We start from the raw sequence: 22,506 nt of genomic DNA, 5'->3' as shown, positions 1-22,506 counted from the left end.
CTTACTGCACTACCGCTTGTTTTTGTCCCACCGGCGCTGTTTTCTGCTTTGGTTTCGTATTGGCTTCAAACGCGTACATAACGGCTTCTTCCTCAGATAAGCCCGCAGCTTTTTGCTCTTCGATGCTCGCAAGCATTTGTTTATAGTTTTTCGGAATCACTTTAATGAATTTTTTCACACTGTCTTCCCACTGTTCAAGCAGGTCTGCAGCTTTTTGGCTGTTTGTATACGCAGCATGCTTTTCAAGCATTGCTTTAACTTGTTGAATTTCTTTTTCATCCTCTAATGACTCAAACAAAATCATTTCAAGGTTGCATTTGCGTTTAAATGCTTTTACATCTTCGGCCAATACATACGCGATTCCGCCGGACATACCAGCCGCGAAGTTTTTGCCGACATCACCCAGTACGACAACATTTCCGCCTGTCATGTATTCACAGCCGTGATCACCGATGCCTTCAACAACAACATTCACACCGCTGTTCCGAACGGCAAAGCGTTCACCTGCACGGCCGTTAATATATGCTTCTCCGCTCGTCGCGCCATAGAATGCCACGTTGCCGATAATCACATTTTCATGTGATGCGGAGTTGAATCCTTCCGGTGATTTGACAATGATTTTTCCGCCAGACAGACCTTTTCCGACGTAGTCATTTGAATCTCCGTCTAAATAAAGCGTCATGCCTTTAGGAACGAACGCTCCAAAGCTTTGGCCGGCTGATCCTGTGAATTGCAGCTTAATCGTATCTTCCGGAAGTCCTTCTTCACCGTAACGTTTCGAAATTTCACTGCCTGTTACAGTGCCTGCTACACGGTTTGTGTTATTGATTTCGACTGAAATATCAGCTTCTTTCCCAAATTCAATGGCATCTTTTACAGCAGGAAGAATCGTTGTGATATCGAGCGATTGATCAATTTTATGGTTTTGCGGTGTTTGGAATGTCCGTACGCCTTCCGGCTGATAAAGAAGAGTGGACAAATCAAGTTGGCTCGCTTTCCAATGCGCCTTTGCCCGCTCACTCACGTTAAGTGCGTCAGTGCGGCCGATCATTTCATCGAACGTTTTAAAACCTAATGCAGCCATGTATTCACGGACTTCTTCAGCAATAAACAGCATGTAGTTCACAATATGATCAGGATCTCCCATGAACTTTTTGCGAAGTTCAGGATTTTGAGTCGCTACCCCGACAGGACATGTATCCAAATGGCAGGCGCGCATCATAACACATCCGAGAACAACTAACGGAGCAGTTGCGAAACCGAATTCTTCGGCGCCGAGCAATGCGGCCATGACGACGTCCCGGCCTGTCATAAGCTTTCCGTCTGTTTCTAATACAACACGATCACGGAGTCCGTTCAGCATTAAGGTTTGGTGCGCTTCTGCAAGGCCCAGCTCCCACGGTAACCCTGTATGTTTAATGCTTGTTTTAGGTGAAGCACCTGTACCTCCGTCATAACCGCTGATCACAATGACATCTGCAGTTGCTTTAGCAACACCTGCAGCAATTGTTCCGACACCCGCTTTCGAGACCAGCTTCACGCTGATTCTTGCATCACGGTTCGAATTTTTCAAATCGTGAATCAGCTGGGCTAAATCCTCGATTGAATAAATGTCATGGTGCGGAGGCGGTGAAATCAATCCGACCCCTGGTGTTGATCCGCGGACATCGGCAACCCAAGGATACACTTTATTGCCCGGCAGCTGTCCGCCTTCTCCCGGTTTTGCGCCTTGCGCCATTTTAATCTGCAGCTCATCGGCGTTGACTAAGTAATGGCTTTTTACACCAAATCGTCCGGATGCAATTTGTTTGATCGCACTTCTTCTGTCATCGCCGTTTTCATCCGGCACAAAGCGCTTTGGATCTTCTCCGCCTTCCCCGCTGTTGCTTTTTCCGCCCAAGCGGTTCATCGCAATCGCTAATGCTTCGTGGGCTTCCTTGCTTAATGATCCAAATGACATCGCACCTGTTTTAAAACGTTTGACAATCGATTCAGCAGATTCTACTTCCTCCACTTTTAGAGGCTTGCGGTCTTCATCAAATGAGAACAGGTTTCGCAGGAATCCGATTCGTTCTTCATCTGCCGCTTTCGTATACTGTTTAAACAGATTGTAATCATTTCTGCGGCACGCCCACTGCAAGGTATGAATCGTTTTTGGGTTAAACGCGTGATGCTCTCCGCCGTTTCTCCATTGGAAGTCACTTCCCGGTTCAAGCGTTTTGCTGTAATCATCTTGATACGCTTCCTGGTGGCGGCGCTGCGCCTCTTCTGCAATGGTATTTAAGTCAATGCCGCCGAGCTGTGATGCTGTTCCCGTAAAATAACGGTCAATTACGTCATGGCTGATTCCCACCGCTTCAAAGATTTGGGCGCCCCTGTAGCTCTGTACAGTAGAAATTCCCATCTTTGACATCACTTTTACGACACCTTCGGTAATGCTTTTTCCATATTTGCTGACCGCTTCTTCATAGCTGATATCCAAACGGCCTTCGTCAATCTCCTGCTTGTAGGTTGCATATGCCAGATAAGGATTGACAGCATCAGCACCATAGCCGATTAGAGCTGCAAAGTGATGAACTTCTCGTGCTTCTCCCGATTCAACGATAATGCTGACTTTCGTGCGCAATCCTTTTCGGATTAAATGCTGGTGCAGTGCGCTGACTGCTAACAACGGCGGAATTGGCGTTAATTGCTCATTCATTGCTCTATCGGACAGAATCAAAAGACTTACGCCTTGGCTGATTGCTTTCTCAGCTTGGGTGAACATGTCTTTTAACCCGCGTTCAAGATCTTCTGAAAACAGGACATTAATTTTTTGGCTTCTTAAATCTGGATGGACGATTGTTTTCAGTGCATAAAACTGCTCATTTGATAACACGGGTGTATACAGCTTAATTCGGCGAACGTTTCGTTCATTTGGATGAAGGAGATCGCCTTCTGCTCCGAGCCAAGTCATTGTTGAAGTCACGAGCTGCTCGCGAATCGCGTCAATCGGCGGGTTGGTAACCTGTGCAAACAACTGCTTAAAGTAGTTAAACAGCGATTGCGGTCGATCAGACAAAACAGCAAGCGGCGAATCGTTCCCCATTGAGCCGAGAGGATCTTTTCCTTCTTTAATAACAGGAATTAAATATTTTTGAATATCCTCATATGTGTATCCAAACGCTTTCTGACGCGTAAGAAGATCCGCGAACTGCTCTTCCTCTTTTGTTTCCGGATCAGGATTCACTTGCACGAGCTCTTCCTCAAGCCATTTTTGGTATGGATATTCAGTTGCGATTTGTGTCTTTATTTCTTCATCAGAAATGATGCGGCCTTCTTCCAGGTCAATTAAAAGCATTTTTCCTGGTTCAAGGCGGTTTTTATATAAGACGTTTTCCTGTTCAACTTCAATAACGCCGACTTCAGATGAGAAAATAATATAATCATCCTTTGTCACATAATAACGAGCCGGACGTAAACCATTACGGTCAAGGATTGCACCGATTTGTTTTCCGTCAGTAAATGAAATGGCAGTCGGACCGTCCCAAGGCTCCATTAATGAACTGTGATACTCGTAGAACGCTCTTTTTTCTTTAGACATGTGCGTATTTTCTGTCCATGGCTCAGGAATCAGCATCATCGCCGTATGTGCCGGCTTGCGTCCCGCCATAACGAAAAACTCAAATGCGTTATCCAAAATGGAAGAGTCACTGCCGTCAGCATTCAGAATCGGAAGAATTTTATTGAGATCCTCACCAAAGCTTTCAGACACAAATTGCTGTTCACGTGCTCTCATCCAGTTGATATTTCCTCGAAGGGTGTTAATCTCACCATTGTGAACCAAATAGCGGTTTGGGTGTGCCCTTTCCCATGTAGGGAAGGTATTTGTGCTGAAGCGTGAATGAACTAGTGCAAAAGCGGATACGAATGCCTCATCTTGCAGATCGGAATAAAACGCATCAACCTGTTCAGGTGTTAAAAGGCCTTTATAAACAATAGTTTGGCTTGAAAGACTGGCAAAATAAAAATCTAGACCTTCCGTTACTCCCCAGTTTTCAGCCTGTTTACGAATGACATACAATTTTCGCTCAAACGACAAATCATCCTTCAGGTCAGAACTTGCGCCAATGAATACTTGACGGACAAAAGGACAGCTTTTTTGTGCTACTGTTCCGATTTTTCCGACATTTACAGGTACAGTTCTCCATCCAAGCACTACGTGGCCTTCCTGTTCAATCAGTGCATTGATTTGCTTTTCGATTTTTTTTCTTTCATCTTCCTTCTGCGAGAAAAAGACCATTCCTACCCCGTAACGTCCTTTTTCCGGCAGATTGATATCTTTGCACTCTTTCTTAAAGAAAGCATCAGGGATTTGAACCAGTAAGCCGGCGCCGTCTCCCGTATCCGGATCACTGCCTTGGCCTCCTCTGTGGTCGAGCTGGCAAAGCATCTGCAGTCCCTGTTTGACGATGTCATGTGTCGCCTTGCCTTTTAAGTGCGCATATAGGCCGATTCCGCACGCATCATGTTCAAATTCAGGACGGTAGAGACCTTGAGCTTTTGGCATTTGATTGTAAGTCATAATTCCTCTCCCCCGATCAGTTTCCGATAATACCGGTCATAAAATCTAACAACTCTAATATTATTGTAGGTTTTCAAAACGATATAAACAATATATAATTTAGATCAAAAGAATCTCAAAATGAGATAGATGGATGTGAAACATACATGGAGCTGCGCCAACTGCGCTATTTTATGGAGGTTGCTGAGCGAGAACACGTTTCAGAAGCCGCTGATTATCTGCATGTGGCCCAATCAGCCATCAGCAGACAAATTGCAAACCTTGAAGAAGAATTAAATGTCACTTTATTTGAGCGTGAAGGGAGAAATATCAAACTCACTCCGATTGGAAAAGAATTTTTAATTCATGTCAAAACAGCGATGAAAGCCATCGATTATGCAAAAGAACAAATTGATGAGTACCTTGACCCGCATCGCGGAACAGTAAAAATTGGTTTTCCTACAAGCCTCGCCAGTCAGCTTCTGCCGACTGTCGTTTCGGCATTTAAAGAAGAATATCCGCACGTCGAGTTTTTGCTGCGCCAAGGCTCTTATAAGTTTCTGATTGAAGCTGTCAGAAACCGCGATATCGATTTAGCGTTATTAGGCCCTGTGCCGACGAATTTTCCAGATATAGCAGGAAATATCCTATTCACAGAAAAAATTTACGCGCTTGTACCATTAAATCATCCGCTTGCCAAACAAAAAACGGTGCATTTAATCGATTTGCGCAACGATCAATTTGTGTTGTTTCCGGAAGGGTTTGTGCTCAGAAAAATGGCGATTGACTCTTGCAAACAGGCCGGGTTTGCCCCTCTTGTCTCTACGGAGGGTGAGGATTTGGACGCTATCAAAGGATTGGTGTCCGCAGGTATGGGTGTCACCCTCCTGCCGGAGAGCACTTTTGCTGAAACGACACCCCGATTTACAGTGAAAATTCCAATTGAGTTTCCTCAAGTTAAACGGACTGTCGGAATAATTAAGCCGAAAAACAGAGAGCTTGCACCGTCAGCGCAGGATTTTTATGAGTTTGTCATACAGTTTTTCTCGAAATTGGAACAGTATCAATAAAAAAACCCGAGCTTCTGTGCGGAAGTTCGGGTTTTTTTCGTGTATGTCTCCTATTTAATATACAGGTAAAGATAAATCCAAATGGCATACAAACGCTTCCGGATCGATCACAGCTTTGTTTTTCATACCTTTATTTTTTTCGGGTGTCTCAAGCTGCGTGGAAGAATAATTGACGATCCCGAGGCCGATGTCTTCACCATGAGAATCAGTCAGGCGGACAACAGCGCCGCTTTTAAATTTTCCTTTAATCTCCCTTACACCATCTGGGTATATACTCGATTGACCGTCAGCTATTTGGCCGGAACAGTCATCTGATAACACAATTTCACCTTCTGGTCCGGAATTAAAAGCGATCCACTGCTCTTTTTGATTCAACGGAAGCGTTCCCTCAGCTTCAAAATAGGTGCCTTCCGCCTCTCCATGAACAGCTTGATATAATATATCGGCGGCGTCTGCCTGGCCAAGAAATCCTTTAATGCCAGATGCCATCACAATTTTAAACGCATCCAATTTGGATCTCATGCCCCCGGTGCCGACTTCGCTGTCTGTATCGCCTGCGCACGCTTCAATTTCCGGTGTAATCTCACTGACCCACTGCACCCTTTTCGCTTTTGGATTATTTCGCGGATTGCCGTCATATAAACCGTCGATATCCGATAAAATCACAAGCAGGTCTGCATCGATTAATCCGGCGACTTTCGCCGCGAGTGTATCATTATCGCCAAACTTAAGCCGATTGACGGTCACTGTGTCATTTTCGTTAATTATCGGGATAATACCGCGTTCAAGCAGTACATTCATTGTGTTCCGAACATTGTGATATCGGTATTCATCAGAAAAGTCACTTCTCGTAATTAAAATCTGGGAAGCCACGTAACCGTGCGCCAAAAACAGCTTTGAATAAGCCTCCATCAGCAATCCCTGACCGATTGAAGCAGACGCTTGTTTTTCAGGCAGATTTTCTGGTCGTTGAAGAAATCCGAGCTTGCGATATCCTGCAGCTACTGCGCCGGAAGAAACCAGGATTACTTCATATCCGGCGTCTTTTAGTTTGGCAACCTGGTCTACTAAAGCTTCCAGTTTCCGAATGCTGATTTCCCCATGAAGACTTGTTAATGAACTGCTGCCGATCTTCACGACAACTCTTTTCATTTCTGTTTCAGACGTCACTTTATCACTCCTGTTTTATAGCGGTGCCGCTGTTTTTTCAAGATCATCGCTAATTTCCTTTGAACGCTTAGCTGCATGTTTAATGGCTTGAGAAATCGCTTCTCCGCCGCCGCTCTTCTTCAAAGCCTGCAATCCGGCAGCAGTCGTTCCATTTGGCGAGGTGATATTGTCTCTCAGCACCTCAGGCTGTTCTCCTGTTTCCATCAGCATTTTTGCAGCACCTAAGAGTGTCTGTGCACCGATGCTTCGTGATAATTGTTTATCGAGTCCCGCTTCTTCGCCCGTCTTTTCAATGAATTCCATTAAATAATAAAAATAAGCAGGGCCGCTGCCGGCAATTCCCGTGAAAATGTCCATTTGATTTTCCTGGATGGTATACACTTCACCCATACAGCCGAGCAAAGCCGCCGTCAGTTTTTCTAAATCATCTGTCACATGCCTGCCAAGCGCGATGGCAGTTGCAGAAGCGCCGATCATACTTGATGTGTTAGGCATTACTCTGACAACCGGCTGTTGATTATGCAATGATTGTTCAATATAAGAGGTGGTTATGCCGGCTAGCACCGACAAAATTAATTGATGGGGTTGGATACGTGTTTTTAATGATGACAGAGCGTTTTCAGCATCTTTTGGCTTCATCGCCAAAATGAGCACATCCATGTCTTCAATACATAAGTGATCCGGCGCCACGCCTTTGATTCCATATTGAAGTTCAAGCTCAGCTAATCGCTCCGTATTGCTGCGGTTTGTAACGCAGATGTTTTGTTTTGGGATTTTTTTGGCACGAACGATACCTGATATCATTCCTTCCGCCATAGATCCGGCTCCAATAAAAGCTACCTTTTTTTGATCAAAGATCGGTAACATCTCCTTTGTTCGCTTTTTTGTTCGTATTTTCACACGTTTAAAATGTTACCACGTGAGGAAATGATGTCAAGTTTGAAGGTCACTATTGATTTGTATTGTTTCATTTCGACAAATATGTATAATGAAAAACAGAAAACACCCGATACTCGTGGCTATACCGGGTTTTTTCTATGTTAAAAATTATCTGACAGTGCTTTTTCAATCAGTTTTTTACAGCGATCCAGCTCCACTTTCAGCTGTTTTTTATACAGCTTGGCTGCCTCGTAATCTTTAAATTGATAGAGGACAACTTCTTGAAGTTTAGCCCCTTCTTTTTTTACTTTGATTTGTTTTAATATCCCATCATCAAGGAGCTCATGCAAAGACCGGTAAACCTCTGTATGGTTTGGTTTAAAACCAATCTCTTTAAATTCTGATCGAAGCACTTCCAGAAGCTTTAATCCGTAGAGTCTTTTCTGCTCAGTCATGGTAATCATATAAAGTTTCAAAAACGCACGCTGTTTGACCAAAAATCCAGTGGAACTTCTTTTTTCTTCTTTCATCGTCTGCACCCCTTCTCTGTAAACTGAGAATACTATGTACTAAATATTCAATTTTTCCTATTGTTCTCCTGCTTTCTATTAATGATCTGGTTAATCAAGTTATTTTGTGATTGATGTTTATATGGCTAGAGAGAATAAAAGATAAAGTGAACATTTGGTACACAGTTTGTTTTGTTCATTATAACTTGTTTTCACTATTATCTTCAATTTAAAACTATTGTTCGATTCACATTTTCTTCAATATATGTCCGTTGAATTGAAAAACAGCCTTTGATAACGTATGGATAAAGGAGATGATAAAATGACAAAGCAAGCAGCTCGTCCTGCCAAAGATGAACGTTACGCCAACTTAATCCCCATGAAAGAATTACAATTCGAAAAAGACCGTCTTTTCCCCTTCCCGATTTATGAGAAGCTTCGGAAATTGTCTCCTGTCCGCTATGACAAACAGCGTGATTGCTGGGATGTTTTTAAATATGATGACGTTCAATTCATCCTGAAAAATCCCAAACTTTTTTCATCTAAACGCGGCATACAGGCAGAAAGCATTTTAACAATGGACCCTCCGAAACATACCAAATTACGCGCACTCGTCAACAAATCGTTTACTCCAAAGGCAGTGAAACAAATCGAAACCCGCATAAAAGACGTTACAGCATTCCTCTTACAGGAGGTGCGGCAAAAAGACACAATCGATATGATAGATGATATAGCAGGCCCCCTTCCTGTTATTATCATTGCTGAAATGCTTGGAGCACCGATTGAAGACCGGCACATCATCAAAACATACTCCGACGTACTCGTGTCCGGAGCGAAGGACAGTTCAGACAAATCTGTTGATGACATGGTTCAAAAACGCCGGGACGGCCACGCATTCTTAAGCAACTATTTTAGAGACATTCTATTAAAACGACGAGCTCAGCCAAAAGAAGATTTGATTACAATGCTTTTGCAGTCAGAGGTGGATGGAGAATATCTAACAGAAGAGCAGCTGCTCGGTTTTTGCATTCTTCTTCTTGTCGCGGGAAACGAAACGACTACTAACTTAATCGCGAATGCTGTTCGCTATATCACGGAAGACACAGCCATGCAACAACAGATAAGACAAAATACAGACTATGTCCCCAATGTAATAGAAGAAACGCTCCGCTATTATCCGCCTGTTCAAGCCATCGGACGAGTTGCAGCAGAAGATATAGCGCTTGGCGGAGCATTGATAAAGAAAGGATCTTCCGTTATCAGCTGGGTCGCGTCAGCCAATCGGGATGAAGCTAAATTTTCTGAACCTGATCGTTTTATCATTAACCGCCCCTCCTATCCCCATCTCAGCTTTGGGTTCGGAATTCACTTTTGCCTCGGGGCACCGTTGGCCAGACTCGAAGCAAACATCGCTCTTTCCTCCCTCTTGTCTATGTCAGCTTATATTGAAAAAGCTGATGATGAACAGAGACTTGAAGCGATACCAAGTCCATTCGTGTTTGGCGTTAAACATTTACCTGTGCGGATTGAATTCAAATAAAAAAAGCCTGTCACTAGACAGGCTTTCGTTTTACGGATTTGTAGACCACAATCCTGCAGATTTAATGAAAATACGCGGATCTAATTTCAATTGAGCCACCATATATTCAGCAAGATCCTCAGGCTGCATAACCTTTTCAGGATTACCGTCTGTCAGGTTCAGTTCAATCGACATATCACTTGCGACAGTGCTCGGCGTTAACGCGCTGACTCTGATATTATGCTTTCTCACTTCTTGCATGAGAGATTCCGTTAACCCAAGAACGGCAAATTTAGATGCGCTGTAAGCGCTTGTGACAGCTGCTCCTCTTTGGCCGGCTGTAGAAGAAATATTAATAATGTCACCAGCTTTGCGTTCAATCATTTCAGGAAGCACCGCACGAGTAACATGGTATACACCCATTAGGTTCACTTGAATAATATTTTCCCACTCATCAGCCGATAGATCTAAGAATCCGCCAAATTTGCTGATTCCGGCATTGTTAATAAGAATATCAATCTCGCCAAGCTCCTCTTTAATAGAAGCCACAGCTTGATCAACCTGTGCTGCATCCTTTACATCCGCAGCAGCAAACGCAGCTTTCACACCAAGTGCTTTTACTTCTTCTGCGACTTTCTCAACATTAGCGGCAGTGCGTCCGATTAAACCGATATTTGCGCCTTCTTTCGCAAGCGCAAGAGCTGTAGCGCGTCCAATTCCTCTGCCTCCGCCTGTGATAAGAGCAGTTTTATTTTGTAAACTTTGCAATTGAAGCACCCTTTCTTTGTTTACATATGTACGATAACACATTATAAGCACATGAAAACCAATACGCAAATCATATGAACTGCGCAGATAACATTTCACCTGATTATAATAGGCGGAATAGGGTATGACATTAGAAAAGGGGTGAACATATATATGGTTATCGTTTATATCAGTATTGCAGTAATAGCCATTTCAATCATTTACTTAGGGATAAATGTGATTCAAAACAAGAAAAAAATAGATCCCGCCATGAAGGAACTCACTGCAGTTACGCAATCGATGCAAAAACAAGTTGAAGTGGTAAAAACGGAAGCACAGCAGCTGTCTCAAAAGCAAAAAATGATTCAATACGATGTTGAAATGAAAAAAACCGCGTTGCAGCAGACTGTTGCTGAAGTGAAAGAAGCGCCTCAAGCAGTTAAAGAGGTGTGGCATGCTAATAGAGGTTAAATATGAATGATATCCCGTTGTTACGTTTAAAATGGACAATGGGATATCATTTTTAGGGAGGTTAAGCCCATGATTGAAAACCGCAGCGGTTTAGCAGCATTTGCAGAGAAACTACATACTCTTCCGGTATCAAGACCGCTTTCGAAAACGGATTTGCTCACTTCCCCATTTCGCATACACCAAGAAAACGCGCTTGAAATGTACTATTCACCTCATAATGAATATATCAATCAAGCTGCTTCGATTGTGATTTCAGGCATAACGCCGGGTTTTTCACAAATGAAAACAGCTTATGAAACAGCCATCGAAAGCTTGCACAAAGGCCGTTCTCTAGAACAGATGGCTTTAGACACCAAAAAAGCGGCAGGACTTTCTGGAACTATGAGACATAACCTGATAACGATGCTGGATCAATGCGGACTGCCGCAGGTTTTAGGCATTCAAAGCGCCGCACAGCTTTTCGGCGACTTGCGCCATATGCTTCACACCACTTCTGTTATCAAATACCCTGTTTTCATTCAGCAGAAAAACTATACAGGACATAGTCCTGTTATCCCCCGCTCATCTATGCTAAGCACTTATGCATATAAGTATTTCCCCGCTGAACTTGAAAAGCTATCGGGCCCTGCTCTTCTTATCCCGCTAGGCAAAGCAGCCGAAACAGTCTGTGAAACACTGATCAGGCAAAACAGCAACTGGCAGCTGACCTGCCTTCATGGCTTCCCTCACCCATCGGGCGCGAACGGTCATCGAATGAAACAATTTAAGAAAAACAAAGAGGATTTAGAAAAACAAATTCGATCCTTTGTTTCATCAAATTCGCTTTCCATATAGAAAAGAGGAAATAAAAGGGATATGATAAACCTACATACATCATTAGGGAGGGATTTGGTGTTTCCTGTATTAGAAACCGACAGGCTTATTCTAAGAGAGATGACAGAGAAAGATGCGGAAGCCATTTTTTCTTGTTTTTCAAACCATGACGTCACTCGCTACTACGGACTTGATCCCTTTGAAAGTATAGATCAGGCAAATACAATGATTCACCAGTTTGCCGACAATTATCAAGAAAAACGAGGAATACGGTGGGGAATTGAAAGAAAAGACACCAAAGAACTCATCGGTACGATTGGATTTCATGCTTTGGCTCCCAAGCATAAACGTGCAGAAATCGGTTATGAAATCAGCCCGGCGAATTGGCGAAACGGCTATGCGTCAGAAGCCATTTTAGAAATTGTGTCTTACGGCTTTGGCATCCTTGGACTAACGCGAATCGGTGCAGTTGTTTTTAGGGAAAATAAAGCGTCAAATCGTTTGCTGCTAAAAATGGGATTTGAAAAAGCAGGCGTATTAAGACACTATATGTACCAGAGCGGTGTGCCTTATGATACAAATGTTTATTCTATTATAAAATCATGAAAAGCAAGAGAATGATAAGACATTCTCTTGCTGCTCTTCCTATCTCTCGTCTGCCTTTCCCTCTTCAAGGTTGCCTCCCAAAATATGATAGCTGAAAATACTTACAGCAGAGGCAATCAAAAAGACTACATATCATCACGGCATTGACGAAGACGAAGCCTTGTCATATAAAAAAGATTCATAGCGCTCTATACATCTAGGGACATCCATTAATAAATCCCTTTTTTTGTCCTGCTTCTTGAAATAAAGCCTCCAAAGATATAAAATAATGCCGACCAAAGAAAGATATAAAAAAGCTGAAATTTGAATTCCCGCACTGTCTGCCCCATTTCTATTCCATGGATAAAGGTCATGAATGCTTTTTGCGGCAAAATGGTACAGAGTACATCTAAGACGGGGAGATTAGGCGTAAAAGAAATAAAGCAGCCTGACAATACAGACGTAACCACACTGATTCCGCTCGTCATCAAGCTTAAGTTTCGATCCATAACTGAAGACATAAAAATAGCGAATGACGCTGCAAGCACTGCGAGAACAGCCAGCAGTTCAGCAAAAATGTCCAAGCGAAAGCCAATATCCACATGAAATAATAATGTTGTCATCACAATGGCCAGATAGGTTGGTATATATAGACATAAAAATGTAAAGGTAAATTGAACAATCAGATATTTGTTCTCGTTTACAGGTGACACTAAAATCCGCCTGAAGGTTTTAAGCATCCGATCTTCAGGATACAAGGCAGTGAGCGCGACACCTTGCATAAAAACAAGCATCACGATAAATCCTAAAATATTTGTGCCTGTCCCCCTTTCAGTCCTTATTTTATCCTCTCCTTTATAGCTGATCGGCATTTTCCCAGTCTCAAAAAGCTCCCGAATCATTTTTTCATCAGCTTTACTTTTCAAAGTGGTTACCTTATAGTCTTGATGATTTTTTTCTACAACTGCTGCATATTTTCCTAACACAAGATCAGAAAACCTCGGCTTTTGATGGACCATAACCACTCGAAAGGCAGGATCTTTGGGGAGATTTTTCATCTCATCCTGCTCCGTAACAAATGCAATGGTTTCTTTTAAGACAGGTTTACCGGAAAAAAGAATGGCTGCTCCAACCATCAGCGGAATGATGATCACTGCAATGATAATAATGGCTTTCTTGGCCAGTATTCGTTCCCACCTATTTCGGAATAGATTCAGCATACATATCCCTCAGGCTTAAAAACAACATGGGAAACGGCAATACAAACGACTGAAGCCAAGAGAAGAATGGATACCACAGGCAGCAAAATACTGAAATCATGATCATAAATGAGGCGAAATGAGCATTCCGCTACCCATTTAACCGGAGAAAATACGGAAATTTCATTTACGGTATCTCCAAATCTATGAATCCCGAAAAAAACGCCTCCTAAAAAAACAAAAAAAGCAACTGGAATTTGCATGATGCTATTCGCCCGTTCTTCATTTTTGAAAATGCAGCAAAACATGGTGCCGAAACAGCAGCCAAAGAACAAAAAGACATGCAGTAAAAGCAAGATATACGGAAGGTCTTCACCGCCAAAGTTCAATTTAAAAATCGTTTGAGCCGTCCATACATTCATGGTGTACAAAATCACACTGAATATGTAAGTTGATAGTAATTTTGAAAGATAAATACTTGTCTTTGAAACGGGTGCGTATACAAGGCGGATGTTTCCTCTCTTCACCTTTTCTTCCATAAATGTGTTGGACGCGGTCATCGCGATCAGAGCCGCTGAGAAAATCATCATATTCACCCCGTAATAATCGTAGGAACTGATACGGCCTGCCCCAAAGCTATTTTTTGTGACAAAGCCCATGATCAGAATAAGAATGAAAGGAAAAATCGTATTGGCTAAAATGAGAACCGGATTCCTTAAAATATTCCTAAAATCAAATGACATTACTTTCACTAAATTCATGATGCCTCTCCTAATCTCTTAAATTTCTTCCCGTCAGCTCTAAAAATACCGTTTCTAAGGATGCCTCTTGACTGCTCATATGCAGAATGCTGCATCCTTGAACACTTAATTCTGCTATGATTTCACCTAGGGGATCTTGGATCTTTCGGACTGTAACTTTCAATTCATCCTCTATAAAGAGCACTTTTATAACCCCTTCGATATCCTTTAGAATGTTTTTGTTTAATTTATCTGCATTCGCCAGCTGAAAAGAATAAGTCATTTCTTTATTTACTTTTTTGTATAATTCCTCTTTCGTCCCGTTAGCAATGATTTTTCCTTCATTCATAATCATAATCCGATCAGCAATAGCCTCCACCTCTTCCATATAATGTGTTGAGTAAATGATGCTTGCTCCTTTTTCTTTCAGCACTTTAATAGACTCCAGAATGTGGTTTCTGGATTGAGGATCTATTCCAACAGTCGGTTCATCCATAATAATCAGTTTCGGCTGATGGGCAATAGCACAGGCAATGTTTAATCTTCTTTTCATCCCACCTGAAAAAGTCTTAGGCTTATCATCTTTACGATCATATAGCTGTACGAGCTCCAAAGCCTCCTTAACCCGGGCTTTCAGACCTTCTCCTTTAAGAGAGTATAGACTGGCAAAAAAGCGAACATTTTTCTCAGCGGATATATCCTCATAGATGGCGATATCCTGAGGGACAATTCCAATGCCCATCTTCATTTTTTTTGCGCCGTTTTTTACATTATGGCCCAATATCGTAACATTTCCGGAAGTGGCCGACAGTACTCCGGATAAAATATGAATCGTTGTGCTTTTTCCTGCTCCGTTTGGGCCAAGAAGCCCAAGAACTTCACCCTCCTTTACTTCAAATGAAATGCCGTCTACCGCAGCTTTGTTCGTGTACTGCTTTGTCAAATTTTCAATTGATGCCACGCTGTTCATACGTATCTCCTTTTACATTCTCCGTTTTGCGAATTCCTGAAGAACTTTTATTTTCAGATCATCACGTTCTTGTTCAATTTCAAAGTCACGAGCATCTTCTTCGAAACCATCCTGCTCTTCTCCGTCAAAACTGTATAGCTTTTTCAATAAATTCCACAGTGTCTCTAATTCTTCCGTCGAAAATCCTTGAAATATATCTGCCATAAAGTACACAGCTTTTTCACCGCATTCCTCTAAAACGCGTTTTCCAGAATCGGTAATTTTCACATTAACCGCACGCTTGTCACGTTTACTTGGCACAGTAACGGCATATCCTCTTTTTTCAATACTGCTGACCAGCCTGTTTATGTTCTGTTTCGACGTACCTAATTTTTTGGCAATGTTGTTGAAAGTGGTTTCTTCTTCCGGTAAATGCAGTATGGAGACCATTGTCATAAATTGCCTAGTCGTTAAGCTTTCATAGTACTCATCACCTCGTGATTGAATTTTGTTTAAAACAGAAAAAAGTGTAGCGTAAGACTGCTGCATTAAAAATAAATCTTTTAGTTCCTTAGAAAAATCCATTATAACCCTCCTCAAAAAGACAATTTGTTGTCTTTATCATCATAGCACTTTTTGTCACTTTGTCAACATATTGTCTATTTTATTGCAAATCATACGACAATATCATATTGATCAATATGAAAAAGGTATATCATGGTTCGGTAACGTAAATTTGATAAGGAAAAAGCATTGGAATCCGCTTTTTTGAAGATTTAATTGAAGAGAAATACAGAAAACCATTAAATGCCGCGACATTACTACAATGGTTGAACGCGCGCCCTACAAAGATACATTTGAAGAAAATAGACATACAATCAGGAGAGTTAAGAAGCGATCGCTCAAACTATCATTCTTTATTGGGAGGACTGGTGATGATGAAGCCCCTTTCAGACCAAACATTCCGGAGCACTCTGTAACTGAAACCATTGCTGAAAAAAGCGCCCTATTCCAGGGGCGCTTTTCATCAGGATGCATATTGAGGGGAAATTGCTTTCTGTCCTTCTTTTTCTTCAGGTATCTTAATACATTTCGTCATGACTGCACTTGCAAGATAAAGCACCGCAAAAATCCAGACAACGCCTTGTGCACCGACGAGTCCGATGAACATCCAAGCTAAAGCAGGTCCGACAAATGCCGATAAGCCGGCTGCCAGGTTCAAAACGGACATGGCGGCTCCTTTGTCTTTTCCGGCAACTGTCGGCACAATCGCACCAATCGGCACGTAGCCTGCCAGCAAACCGCCCCATACAAAGCCGATAATACTCACAACCGCTATATTCCCGCCTGAAAAAACAGGCGCATAGTATAATAAAACGGTGAAAATGCCGCAGCCGACACCGCCAAACCAAATGACGGTGTTTTTCCATCCGAATTTATCACCGACAATTCCAAAAATGAGGTTAAATACAATATTGCCCAGAAAAATCGTTCCCCAAATCTGCAGCCACACATGAGTTGAAATGCCATGCTGAGCCATGTGCATCGGCAAAAACACAGGAAAACCATATGTGCCGATGCTGTTGATGATTCTAATCACTCCTCCTGTCAGCACCTGCGGATTGGTAACGAGAATGGTAACGCCTTTTAAAAGCTCCTCCGCCGTTTCTGATCTTTTTCTTTTCTTCTTTTCAAATCGGTCTTTATTAACAAACAACGCGAAGACTGCGCCGAGGCATACCCAGAAAATAGAACTCCACAGCGTATTTAAATAACCAAACGTTTTAATGGCATAACTTGAATACCAAGCACCGAAAACAAACATGCCCAGACAATATGCAATCCAGAACCAGCCGACAGCTGTACTGAGCCTGTTCTGCGGTGTTCTGTAGATGACCCATGTCAAGAAGGAATAAGCAAATAGCGGGTATCCTAAGCCTTTAATAAAGTAAGTCACATACATGACAGGCAGATTTAGCTGTTCAAATCCGAAGACGATAAAAGCAGCTGTACCGATCACATAAAACAACAACCCCATAAACATCGTTCGCTTTGCCCCAAATGCTTCCAGACATACACCTGAAAACCATGAAGCAATGGCCAGTGAAATGCCGTATATACTGAAAATCGAAGCAGATTGCTGAACGGTGAGCCCATTTTCAATCAGAAAAGGACTGAGCCATCCTTGTTCAAGGCCGTCTCCCATCATAAACAGCACAACCCCTAAAAACCCCCAGGCCAGCCGCTTTGGTATACCAATTTGATCTAACATATCTGTATCCTCCTTAGATGCTTATCTCAATTACCGTATTACCTCGATAAAGTAAGAACATGTATAATTCCTCAAACGGCGGCAAATTCCGCCTTATGCTAATACCTTGTTTCCCGATGACGGCTCTAATCCTGAAAAGAAGCGCTGGACCTGCTTCCACTCCTCGTATAAAGCCATTTCTATCCGGCAATCCTGTGGCTCTATCACCCGAACACTTCCAGACATTTCTTCGGTCAAACGAAAGGCCTCATTGCAAACCACCGCAGCACCAACGACTGATGCCTGACTGTATCCTTCTTTGACATAGATTTTTTTCTGAAGAAGATTGGCGATATATTGTGTAAATGCTCTGCTTTGGAAACCGCCTCCGCATCCCCACACATAGTCACGATTAAACGGAGTGATCTCTGTTAAAATGTCAAAGTTCCATTTGATTGAACATGCAATCTCCTGTAATGCCGCACGTACAAAATGCGCTCTGCTTAAATGGGCTGAAAGCGGAACATCAAAGAGAAAGCCGCCCTTCGTTAGATTGTTTTTTTCTGCCGATAAATATGAACCAAGGGACGACACACAGGAATGATCTTCCTTAGCTATTGCAGCAATTTCTTGTTCCATCACATCGTACGGTTCATTCGGATAGAAAATATCCTTTAATTTTTGAAAATTCAGACCTGTTATCCCGGGATTCGTCTCTGCAAGCCACTGTCCTTGATCTGTGTGGCAGTTCAGCCAGGCTTTATGATGTCTGTCCTCATGAATTTCATCAATCATTTTGGTAATCGGTGTTGTCGTACCTGATACAATGACTGCATCTCCCAGAGCAGCGCCAGTGCTTTTGACAGCAAGCTGTGTATCTCCCCCACCCGCTATAACCTTCACATGATGTGACAGTCCCAATTCTGACGCATACTCATCAGTTATCGATCCAATGACTGTTCCCGCTCTTACTAGAGGCGGAAGAATAGATGGCGAGAAACCGAATATATTGCACATCTCTTCTGACCATGTATTTTGTTTTACATCAAACAGCAGCGTTTCCGTCGCCTGTGACGGTTCATATGTCAATACTCCGCTCAGCTGATACGTCACCCAATCACTGATGCTTGTGAAGCTTGCAGTTTTTTTCCATAAGGAGGGCTGCCGGTGCTTTAAACCATAAAGCTTTAGCGCTGAAAAAAGCGCAGTCGGCAGACGGCCTGTTCGGCTGTATACTTCTTCACGATTCGATATATTTCCCTCCCACTCCCTGCCCCGATTGTCAATGTTCGGCAGACCGAGGAAAGACTCACCATTTTGATCGAGCAGCACGATCCCCTGTCTTTGACTTGTTGAAGTGAGACCAATAATTTCAATATGATGAGAACGAGACATCGCACGTTTAGCCAGATTCATGATTTGATTCCACAGCGCCTGTGGAGAAAAATAGCGGCTGTCCGGATAAAGCGGCTCGGCCGTATATACAATGTCCTCCCGTTCAACCGTTTGAACGCTGCCCGACACACTTACGACTGCAACTCTTGCATTGCCAGTGCCAATGTCAAATACGAGATGACCTTTTTGTTTCGTCATCCTGATGCCCTCCTTTTCTTACACCTCTGCTGTAAGATCGTTTTTGTTATATAAAGTCGGAATATTGAGAGTTTTTTCATCCCTCCACTTTTTAAGCGCTTCGTTCAGAATGGTAACGTGATGATCCTCTACTTCAAATGTTGCTCCTGCTAAATGCGGTGTTGCCAGAACATTAGGCAATGAAATAAATTCATAATCCGATTCCTCTGGAGGCTCGTGATAAAAAACGTCTAATATTGCACCCCTGATTTTACTTTCTTTCAGTACAGATAAAAGATCCTCTCGGTTTACCACGACAGCTCGTGATGTATTCACGAAAATGGCGCTCTCTTTCATCAAGTCAAAATACGAACGATCAATGAGGCCAAGCGTATCATCTGTACGCGGCAGATGAACAGAAACGATATCACTGTCTGAAAAAACCTTCTCCAGAGATACTTTTTCATATAGCGGATGATCGTGGTGTACGTATGGATCGTAATACAAAACCTTGCAGTCAAATGCAGTCAACAGTTTTGCGATCCTTTGCCCAACCGCTCCGAAACCCACCATACCCACGGTTTTTCCTGTTATTTCATTACCTTTGAATTTGGCATACGCCTGCAAATAATCGCTGTTCCATTTTCCATCCTTTAGCCATTGATTTGAGGTATTTGTATGACGGAGAAATGATATTACATTTCCGATAAACATTTCAGCAACAGCTTGTGCGTTTCGCCCAGGCGTATAGAAAACCGGAATGTCTCTGTTTGACGCTGCTGTCACATCAACATTGGAAGGCATTCCCCTGCATACTCCCACAAATGAAAGTTCCGGCATTGATGCAAACACGTTTTCTGTCACTTGATCAAGCTCAGTAATCAACCCCGTCGCATTTGACTCTTGTAATAGCTGAATCAATTCTTCTTCTCTATATGCCCGGCCGTTTTCTTTCCAAGACTGATAAACAACGGAACCGAACAATTTTTCAAGCTCTTTTCGTCCTTCTTCGTTATACGGTGCTGTAATCAAAACCGTCATGATGCAAAACATCCTTTTCATCGTTATTTTTCACACAAAAAAATCTCTCTCCAAAGATGGAAAGAGATTCATGTATAGGCGCACTCTGCCACAGACAGAAGCCGGTATAAACCTTACTTTCCTATCTTTCAAGCTGTCGCTTGCTGGAATTGGCACAATAATGTTGCCGAGGTTTCATAGGGCCAGTCCCTCCACCTCTCTTGATAGAAAATGTTTTGTATGCAATTTTCAGAATTAAGAATACGTTTATCATAAAGAAGACCCAGATTGATGTCAATGTCTTTTTTTCAGAATTGACGTTATCATTCGAAATGTTATAATTCTTACAATATATCTAACTAGGGAGAGGAACTGGGCTATGAAATCGTTTGCCACTCAACAAAACGGCATTTTTAAATCCGTTTGCTCACTGGACTGCCCGGACCAGTGCGGATTACTGGTACATAAAAAAGACGGGAAAATTGTGAAAGTGCAGGGTGATCCTGATCATCCCGTGACAGCCGGAAATATATGCAACAAAGTACGAAATATGGCTGAGCGCATCTATGATGAGAAGCGGCTGACGACTCCGCTGAAACGAATAGGTATGAAGGGCGAGGCAGAGTTTAAACCAATTTCTTGGGAAGAAGCGATTGACACCATCACATCTCGCTGGAAACAGCTGATTGATGAAGAAGGAGCTGAAAGCATATTGCCTTACAGCTTTTACGGCAATATGGGAAAATTAACAGCTGAAGGAATGGACCGCCGCTTCTTTTACCGTCTGGGCTCAAGCCAGCTTGAGCGGACGATTTGCAGCAAAGCCGGTTCAGAAGGCTATAAATATACCATGGGTGTGAGTGCTGGAATCGATCCTGAAGAAACGATTCATACAAAACTGTTTATCTTTTGGGGAATTAACGCAGTCAGCACAAACATGCATCAAATTACAATCGCACAAAAGGCACGGAAAAAAGGCGCAAAAATTGTTGTGATTGATGTGCATAAAAATCAGACAGGGCGTCTCGCAGATTGGTTTATTCCTATAAAACCCGGTACCGACAGCGCGCTTGCCCTTGGAATCATGCACATATTATTTAAAGAAAACCTTTACGATGAAGCGTTTCTATCAGAATATACAGTCGGCTATGAAGAATTGCGCGAGCATGTGAAACAGTATCATCCAGAAAAGGTATCGCTGATCACTGGTGTCAGTACCGACGATATCTATCAGCTGGCAAAAATGTATGGTGAAACCTCCCCTTCCTTTATCAGAATCGGAAACGGCCTTCAGCATCACGACAACGGTGGGATAATTGTTAGAACGATTGCCTGTCTTCCGGCGATTACCGGTCAATGGATGCATACAGGAGGCGGCGCCATCAAGCATAACAGCGGAATTTTAGAATATAACACCAACGCGCTTCAGCGTCCTGATTTACTGAAAGGCCGCACACCGAGATCGTTTAATATGAACCAGCTGGGCAGAGTCCTTCTGGAAACAGACCCTCCTGTTCGCTCCCTCTTTATTTATGGGACGAACCCAGCCGTTGTGGCGCCAGAAGCGAACAAAGTCAGACAAGGCCTCCTGCGGGATGACTTGTTCACCGTGGTTCATGATTTGTTTTTGACAGAAACAGCCAAATATGCGGACATTGTACTGCCTGCTACATCTGCTTTTGAAAATACTGATTTTTACACCTCATACTGGCACCATTACATTCAGCTTCAGCAGCCGGTGATTGAGAAATACGGAGAAAGTAAGTCTAATACCGAGGTATTCCGGTTATTGGCTGAGGCAATGGGTTTTACGGATCAGGAGCTGAAAGATTCAGATGAAGACTTAATCCGCCAGGCGCTTCACCATCCAGATAACCCTTATTTGGCAGAGATTCGTTATGAATCACTCACTGAACGTTCGTTTATGAAGGCGAAGCGTGAAAAGCCGCTGTTCCCGGGTAAACTGCCGACACCGAGCGGAAAAATAGAATTATATTCAGAAAAAATGAAACAAGCCGGTTTCCCGCCGTTACCGACACATACGCCGCTTGCGCCGGATCAAGAATTCCCGTTTATGTATGTTCCGGGGCCGAATCATAATTTCTTAAATTCAACGTTTTCCAACAATGCAAAGCACGTCAAACTTGAAAAAACACCGAAACTCTTTATCAACACGATAGATGCCGAAGAACACGGCATCACTGATGGTGAAGCTGTACGGATTTGGAACAGCCGAGGTGAGTGTGAACTAACCGCCGCAGTCGGAGAACAAGTGCTGCCCGGTGTTGTCGTCAGCCAAGGATTATGGGCAGATGAACCAGGCAAAAATCAGCTTGTTAACGCCCTGACCCCAGACCGCTTGTCTGATATGGGCGGAGGCGCCACTTTTTTCTCAGGCCGAGTGCAGATTGAGAAAGCATAGAAACCGTCCAGAGCTTGCTCTGGCGGTTTTTTGTGTACACAATCAAA

17 protein-coding genes, 1 pseudogene and 1 riboswitch are annotated in these 22,506 nt (G+C 42.9%); of the genes and pseudogenes, 6 read left to right on the top strand and 12 right to left on the bottom strand.

Annotation, left to right across the window (positions count from 1 at the left end):
• Position 1 precedes the first annotated feature (1 nt).
• A complete protein-coding gene (gltB, locus tag NST16_RS08020; protein ID WP_340885508.1) occupies positions 2-4,564 on the bottom strand; it encodes a glutamate synthase large subunit in 4,563 nt (1,520 codons plus the stop codon).
• Positions 4,565-4,710: 146 nt separating this feature from the next.
• Here gltB and gltC point away from each other — a divergent pair, with 146 nt between their 5' ends.
• Positions 4,711-5,613 (top strand): glutamate biosynthesis transcriptional regulator GltC, encoded by a 903-nt coding sequence (gltC, locus tag NST16_RS08015; RefSeq protein WP_024121635.1) that lies wholly within the window; start codon positions 4,711-4,713, stop codon positions 5,611-5,613.
• Between the two features lie 54 nt (positions 5,614-5,667).
• Here gltC and proB read toward each other — a convergent pair whose 3' ends face one another.
• The 3 genes from proB to rtp all read right to left on the bottom strand — a co-directional run bounded on the left by proB (position 5,668) and on the right by rtp (position 8,192).
• Positions 5,668-6,783, bottom strand: a complete 1,116-nt coding sequence (gene proB, locus NST16_RS08010; protein ID WP_340885503.1) for a glutamate 5-kinase — start codon at positions 6,781-6,783, stop codon at positions 5,668-5,670.
• Between the two features lie 15 nt (positions 6,784-6,798).
• Positions 6,799-7,677, bottom strand: coding sequence for a pyrroline-5-carboxylate reductase (proC, locus tag NST16_RS08005; RefSeq protein ID WP_268447441.1), 879 nt, complete (start codon positions 7,675-7,677; stop codon positions 6,799-6,801).
• Positions 7,678-7,823: 146 nt separating this feature from the next.
• A complete protein-coding gene (rtp, locus tag NST16_RS08000; RefSeq protein WP_010334473.1) occupies positions 7,824-8,192 on the bottom strand; it encodes a replication termination protein in 369 nt (122 codons plus the stop codon).
• A gap of 301 nt (positions 8,193-8,493) precedes the next feature.
• On the opposite strand from rtp, the gene NST16_RS07995 reads away from it, so the two are divergent.
• Positions 8,494-9,711, top strand: coding sequence for a cytochrome P450 (locus NST16_RS07995; protein WP_340885498.1), 1,218 nt, complete (start codon positions 8,494-8,496; stop codon positions 9,709-9,711).
• A 30-nt stretch (positions 9,712-9,741) separates the two neighbouring features.
• Here NST16_RS07995 and NST16_RS07990 read toward each other — a convergent pair whose 3' ends face one another.
• Entirely contained in the window at positions 9,742-10,458 is a 717-nt protein-coding gene (locus NST16_RS07990; RefSeq protein WP_340885497.1) for a 3-ketoacyl-ACP reductase, read from the bottom strand.
• A 153-nt stretch (positions 10,459-10,611) separates the two neighbouring features.
• On the opposite strand from NST16_RS07990, the gene NST16_RS07985 reads away from it, so the two are divergent.
• The 3 genes and pseudogenes from NST16_RS07985 to NST16_RS07975 all read left to right on the top strand — a co-directional run bounded on the left by NST16_RS07985 (position 10,612) and on the right by NST16_RS07975 (position 12,327).
• Positions 10,612-10,908 carry a DUF948 domain-containing protein gene (locus NST16_RS07985; protein WP_340885494.1) on the top strand — a complete coding sequence of 99 codons (297 nt, stop codon included), beginning with the start codon at positions 10,612-10,614 and terminating at the stop codon, positions 10,906-10,908.
• A gap of 69 nt (positions 10,909-10,977) precedes the next feature.
• A pseudogene (locus NST16_RS07980) lies at positions 10,978-11,756 on the top strand (hypothetical protein).
• Positions 11,757-11,799: 43 nt separating this feature from the next.
• A complete protein-coding gene (locus tag NST16_RS07975) occupies positions 11,800-12,327 on the top strand; it encodes a GNAT family N-acetyltransferase (RefSeq protein WP_340885488.1) in 528 nt (175 codons plus the stop codon).
• Between the two features lie 209 nt (positions 12,328-12,536).
• On the opposite strand, the gene NST16_RS07970 is transcribed toward NST16_RS07975, so the two are convergent.
• The 7 genes from NST16_RS07970 to NST16_RS07940 form a co-directional block, all read right to left on the bottom strand.
• Entirely contained in the window at positions 12,537-13,526 is a 990-nt protein-coding gene (locus NST16_RS07970) for an ABC transporter permease (protein ID WP_340885485.1), read from the bottom strand.
• Positions 13,520-14,266, bottom strand: a complete 747-nt coding sequence (locus tag NST16_RS07965; RefSeq protein ID WP_340885483.1) for an ABC transporter permease — start codon at positions 14,264-14,266, stop codon at positions 13,520-13,522. Before NST16_RS07965 ends, NST16_RS07970 begins: the two co-directional genes overlap by 7 nt.
• Positions 14,267-14,276: 10 nt before the next feature.
• Complete coding sequence (locus NST16_RS07960; protein WP_340885480.1) at positions 14,277-15,215, bottom strand: ABC transporter ATP-binding protein; 939 nt, start codon at positions 15,213-15,215, stop codon at positions 14,277-14,279.
• A 12-nt stretch (positions 15,216-15,227) separates the two neighbouring features.
• Positions 15,228-15,779 carry a MarR family winged helix-turn-helix transcriptional regulator gene (locus tag NST16_RS07955; protein WP_010334482.1) on the bottom strand — a complete coding sequence of 184 codons (552 nt, stop codon included), beginning with the start codon at positions 15,777-15,779 and terminating at the stop codon, positions 15,228-15,230.
• 442 nt (positions 15,780-16,221) lie between these two features.
• Entirely contained in the window at positions 16,222-17,466 is a 1,245-nt protein-coding gene (locus NST16_RS07950; RefSeq protein WP_340885476.1) for an MFS transporter, read from the bottom strand.
• A 93-nt stretch (positions 17,467-17,559) separates the two neighbouring features.
• The gene (locus NST16_RS07945) at positions 17,560-19,038 is read right to left on the bottom strand and encodes an FGGY-family carbohydrate kinase (RefSeq protein ID WP_340885473.1); all 1,479 of its coding nucleotides are present in this window, start codon (positions 19,036-19,038) and stop codon (positions 17,560-17,562) included.
• A gap of 18 nt (positions 19,039-19,056) precedes the next feature.
• Entirely contained in the window at positions 19,057-20,079 is a 1,023-nt protein-coding gene (locus tag NST16_RS07940) for a 2-hydroxyacid dehydrogenase (protein WP_326202600.1), read from the bottom strand.
• A 97-nt stretch (positions 20,080-20,176) separates the two neighbouring features.
• Positions 20,177-20,268, bottom strand: a riboswitch (SAM riboswitch).
• A 148-nt stretch (positions 20,269-20,416) separates the two neighbouring features.
• Here NST16_RS07940 and NST16_RS07935 point away from each other — a divergent pair.
• On the top strand, positions 20,417-22,459 hold the full coding sequence (locus NST16_RS07935; RefSeq protein ID WP_340885469.1) for a molybdopterin oxidoreductase family protein: 2,043 nt from the start codon (positions 20,417-20,419) through the stop codon (positions 22,457-22,459).
• Positions 22,460-22,506: the final 47 nt, after the last annotated feature.

Origin of the sequence: Bacillus sp. FSL K6-1005, from assembly GCF_038000225.1 — a bacterium.
In the GTDB taxonomy this organism is placed as follows: domain Bacteria; phylum Bacillota; class Bacilli; order Bacillales; family Bacillaceae; genus Bacillus; species Bacillus mojavensis.
Note: the sequence above shows the minus strand (reverse complement) of the source record. Positions and strands in the feature narration are given on the sequence as shown.

Coding starts and splice junctions, on each gene's coding strand:
- gltB (WP_340885508.1), bottom strand. CDS start 4,564: ATGACTTACAATCAAATGCCAAAAGCTCAAGGTCTCTACCGTCCTGAA.
- gltC (WP_024121635.1), top strand. CDS start 4,711: ATGGAGCTGCGCCAACTGCGCTATTTTATGGAGGTTGCTGAGCGAGAA.
- rtp (WP_010334473.1), bottom strand. CDS start 8,192: ATGAAAGAAGAAAAAAGAAGTTCCACTGGATTTTTGGTCAAACAGCGT.
- NST16_RS07995 (WP_340885498.1), top strand. CDS start 8,494: ATGACAAAGCAAGCAGCTCGTCCTGCCAAAGATGAACGTTACGCCAAC.
- NST16_RS07985 (WP_340885494.1), top strand. CDS start 10,612: ATGGTTATCGTTTATATCAGTATTGCAGTAATAGCCATTTCAATCATT.
- NST16_RS07970 (WP_340885485.1), bottom strand. CDS start 13,526: ATGCTGAATCTATTCCGAAATAGGTGGGAACGAATACTGGCCAAGAAA.
- NST16_RS07965 (WP_340885483.1), bottom strand. CDS start 14,266: ATGAATTTAGTGAAAGTAATGTCATTTGATTTTAGGAATATTTTAAGG.
- NST16_RS07960 (WP_340885480.1), bottom strand. CDS start 15,215: ATGAACAGCGTGGCATCAATTGAAAATTTGACAAAGCAGTACACGAAC.
- NST16_RS07955 (WP_010334482.1), bottom strand. CDS start 15,779: ATGGATTTTTCTAAGGAACTAAAAGATTTATTTTTAATGCAGCAGTCT.
- NST16_RS07950 (WP_340885476.1), bottom strand. CDS start 17,466: ATGTTAGATCAAATTGGTATACCAAAGCGGCTGGCCTGGGGGTTTTTA.
- NST16_RS07945 (WP_340885473.1), bottom strand. CDS start 19,038: ATGACGAAACAAAAAGGTCATCTCGTATTTGACATTGGCACTGGCAAT.
- NST16_RS07940 (WP_326202600.1), bottom strand. CDS start 20,079: ATGAAAAGGATGTTTTGCATCATGACGGTTTTGATTACAGCACCGTAT.
- NST16_RS07935 (WP_340885469.1), top strand. CDS start 20,417: ATGAAATCGTTTGCCACTCAACAAAACGGCATTTTTAAATCCGTTTGC.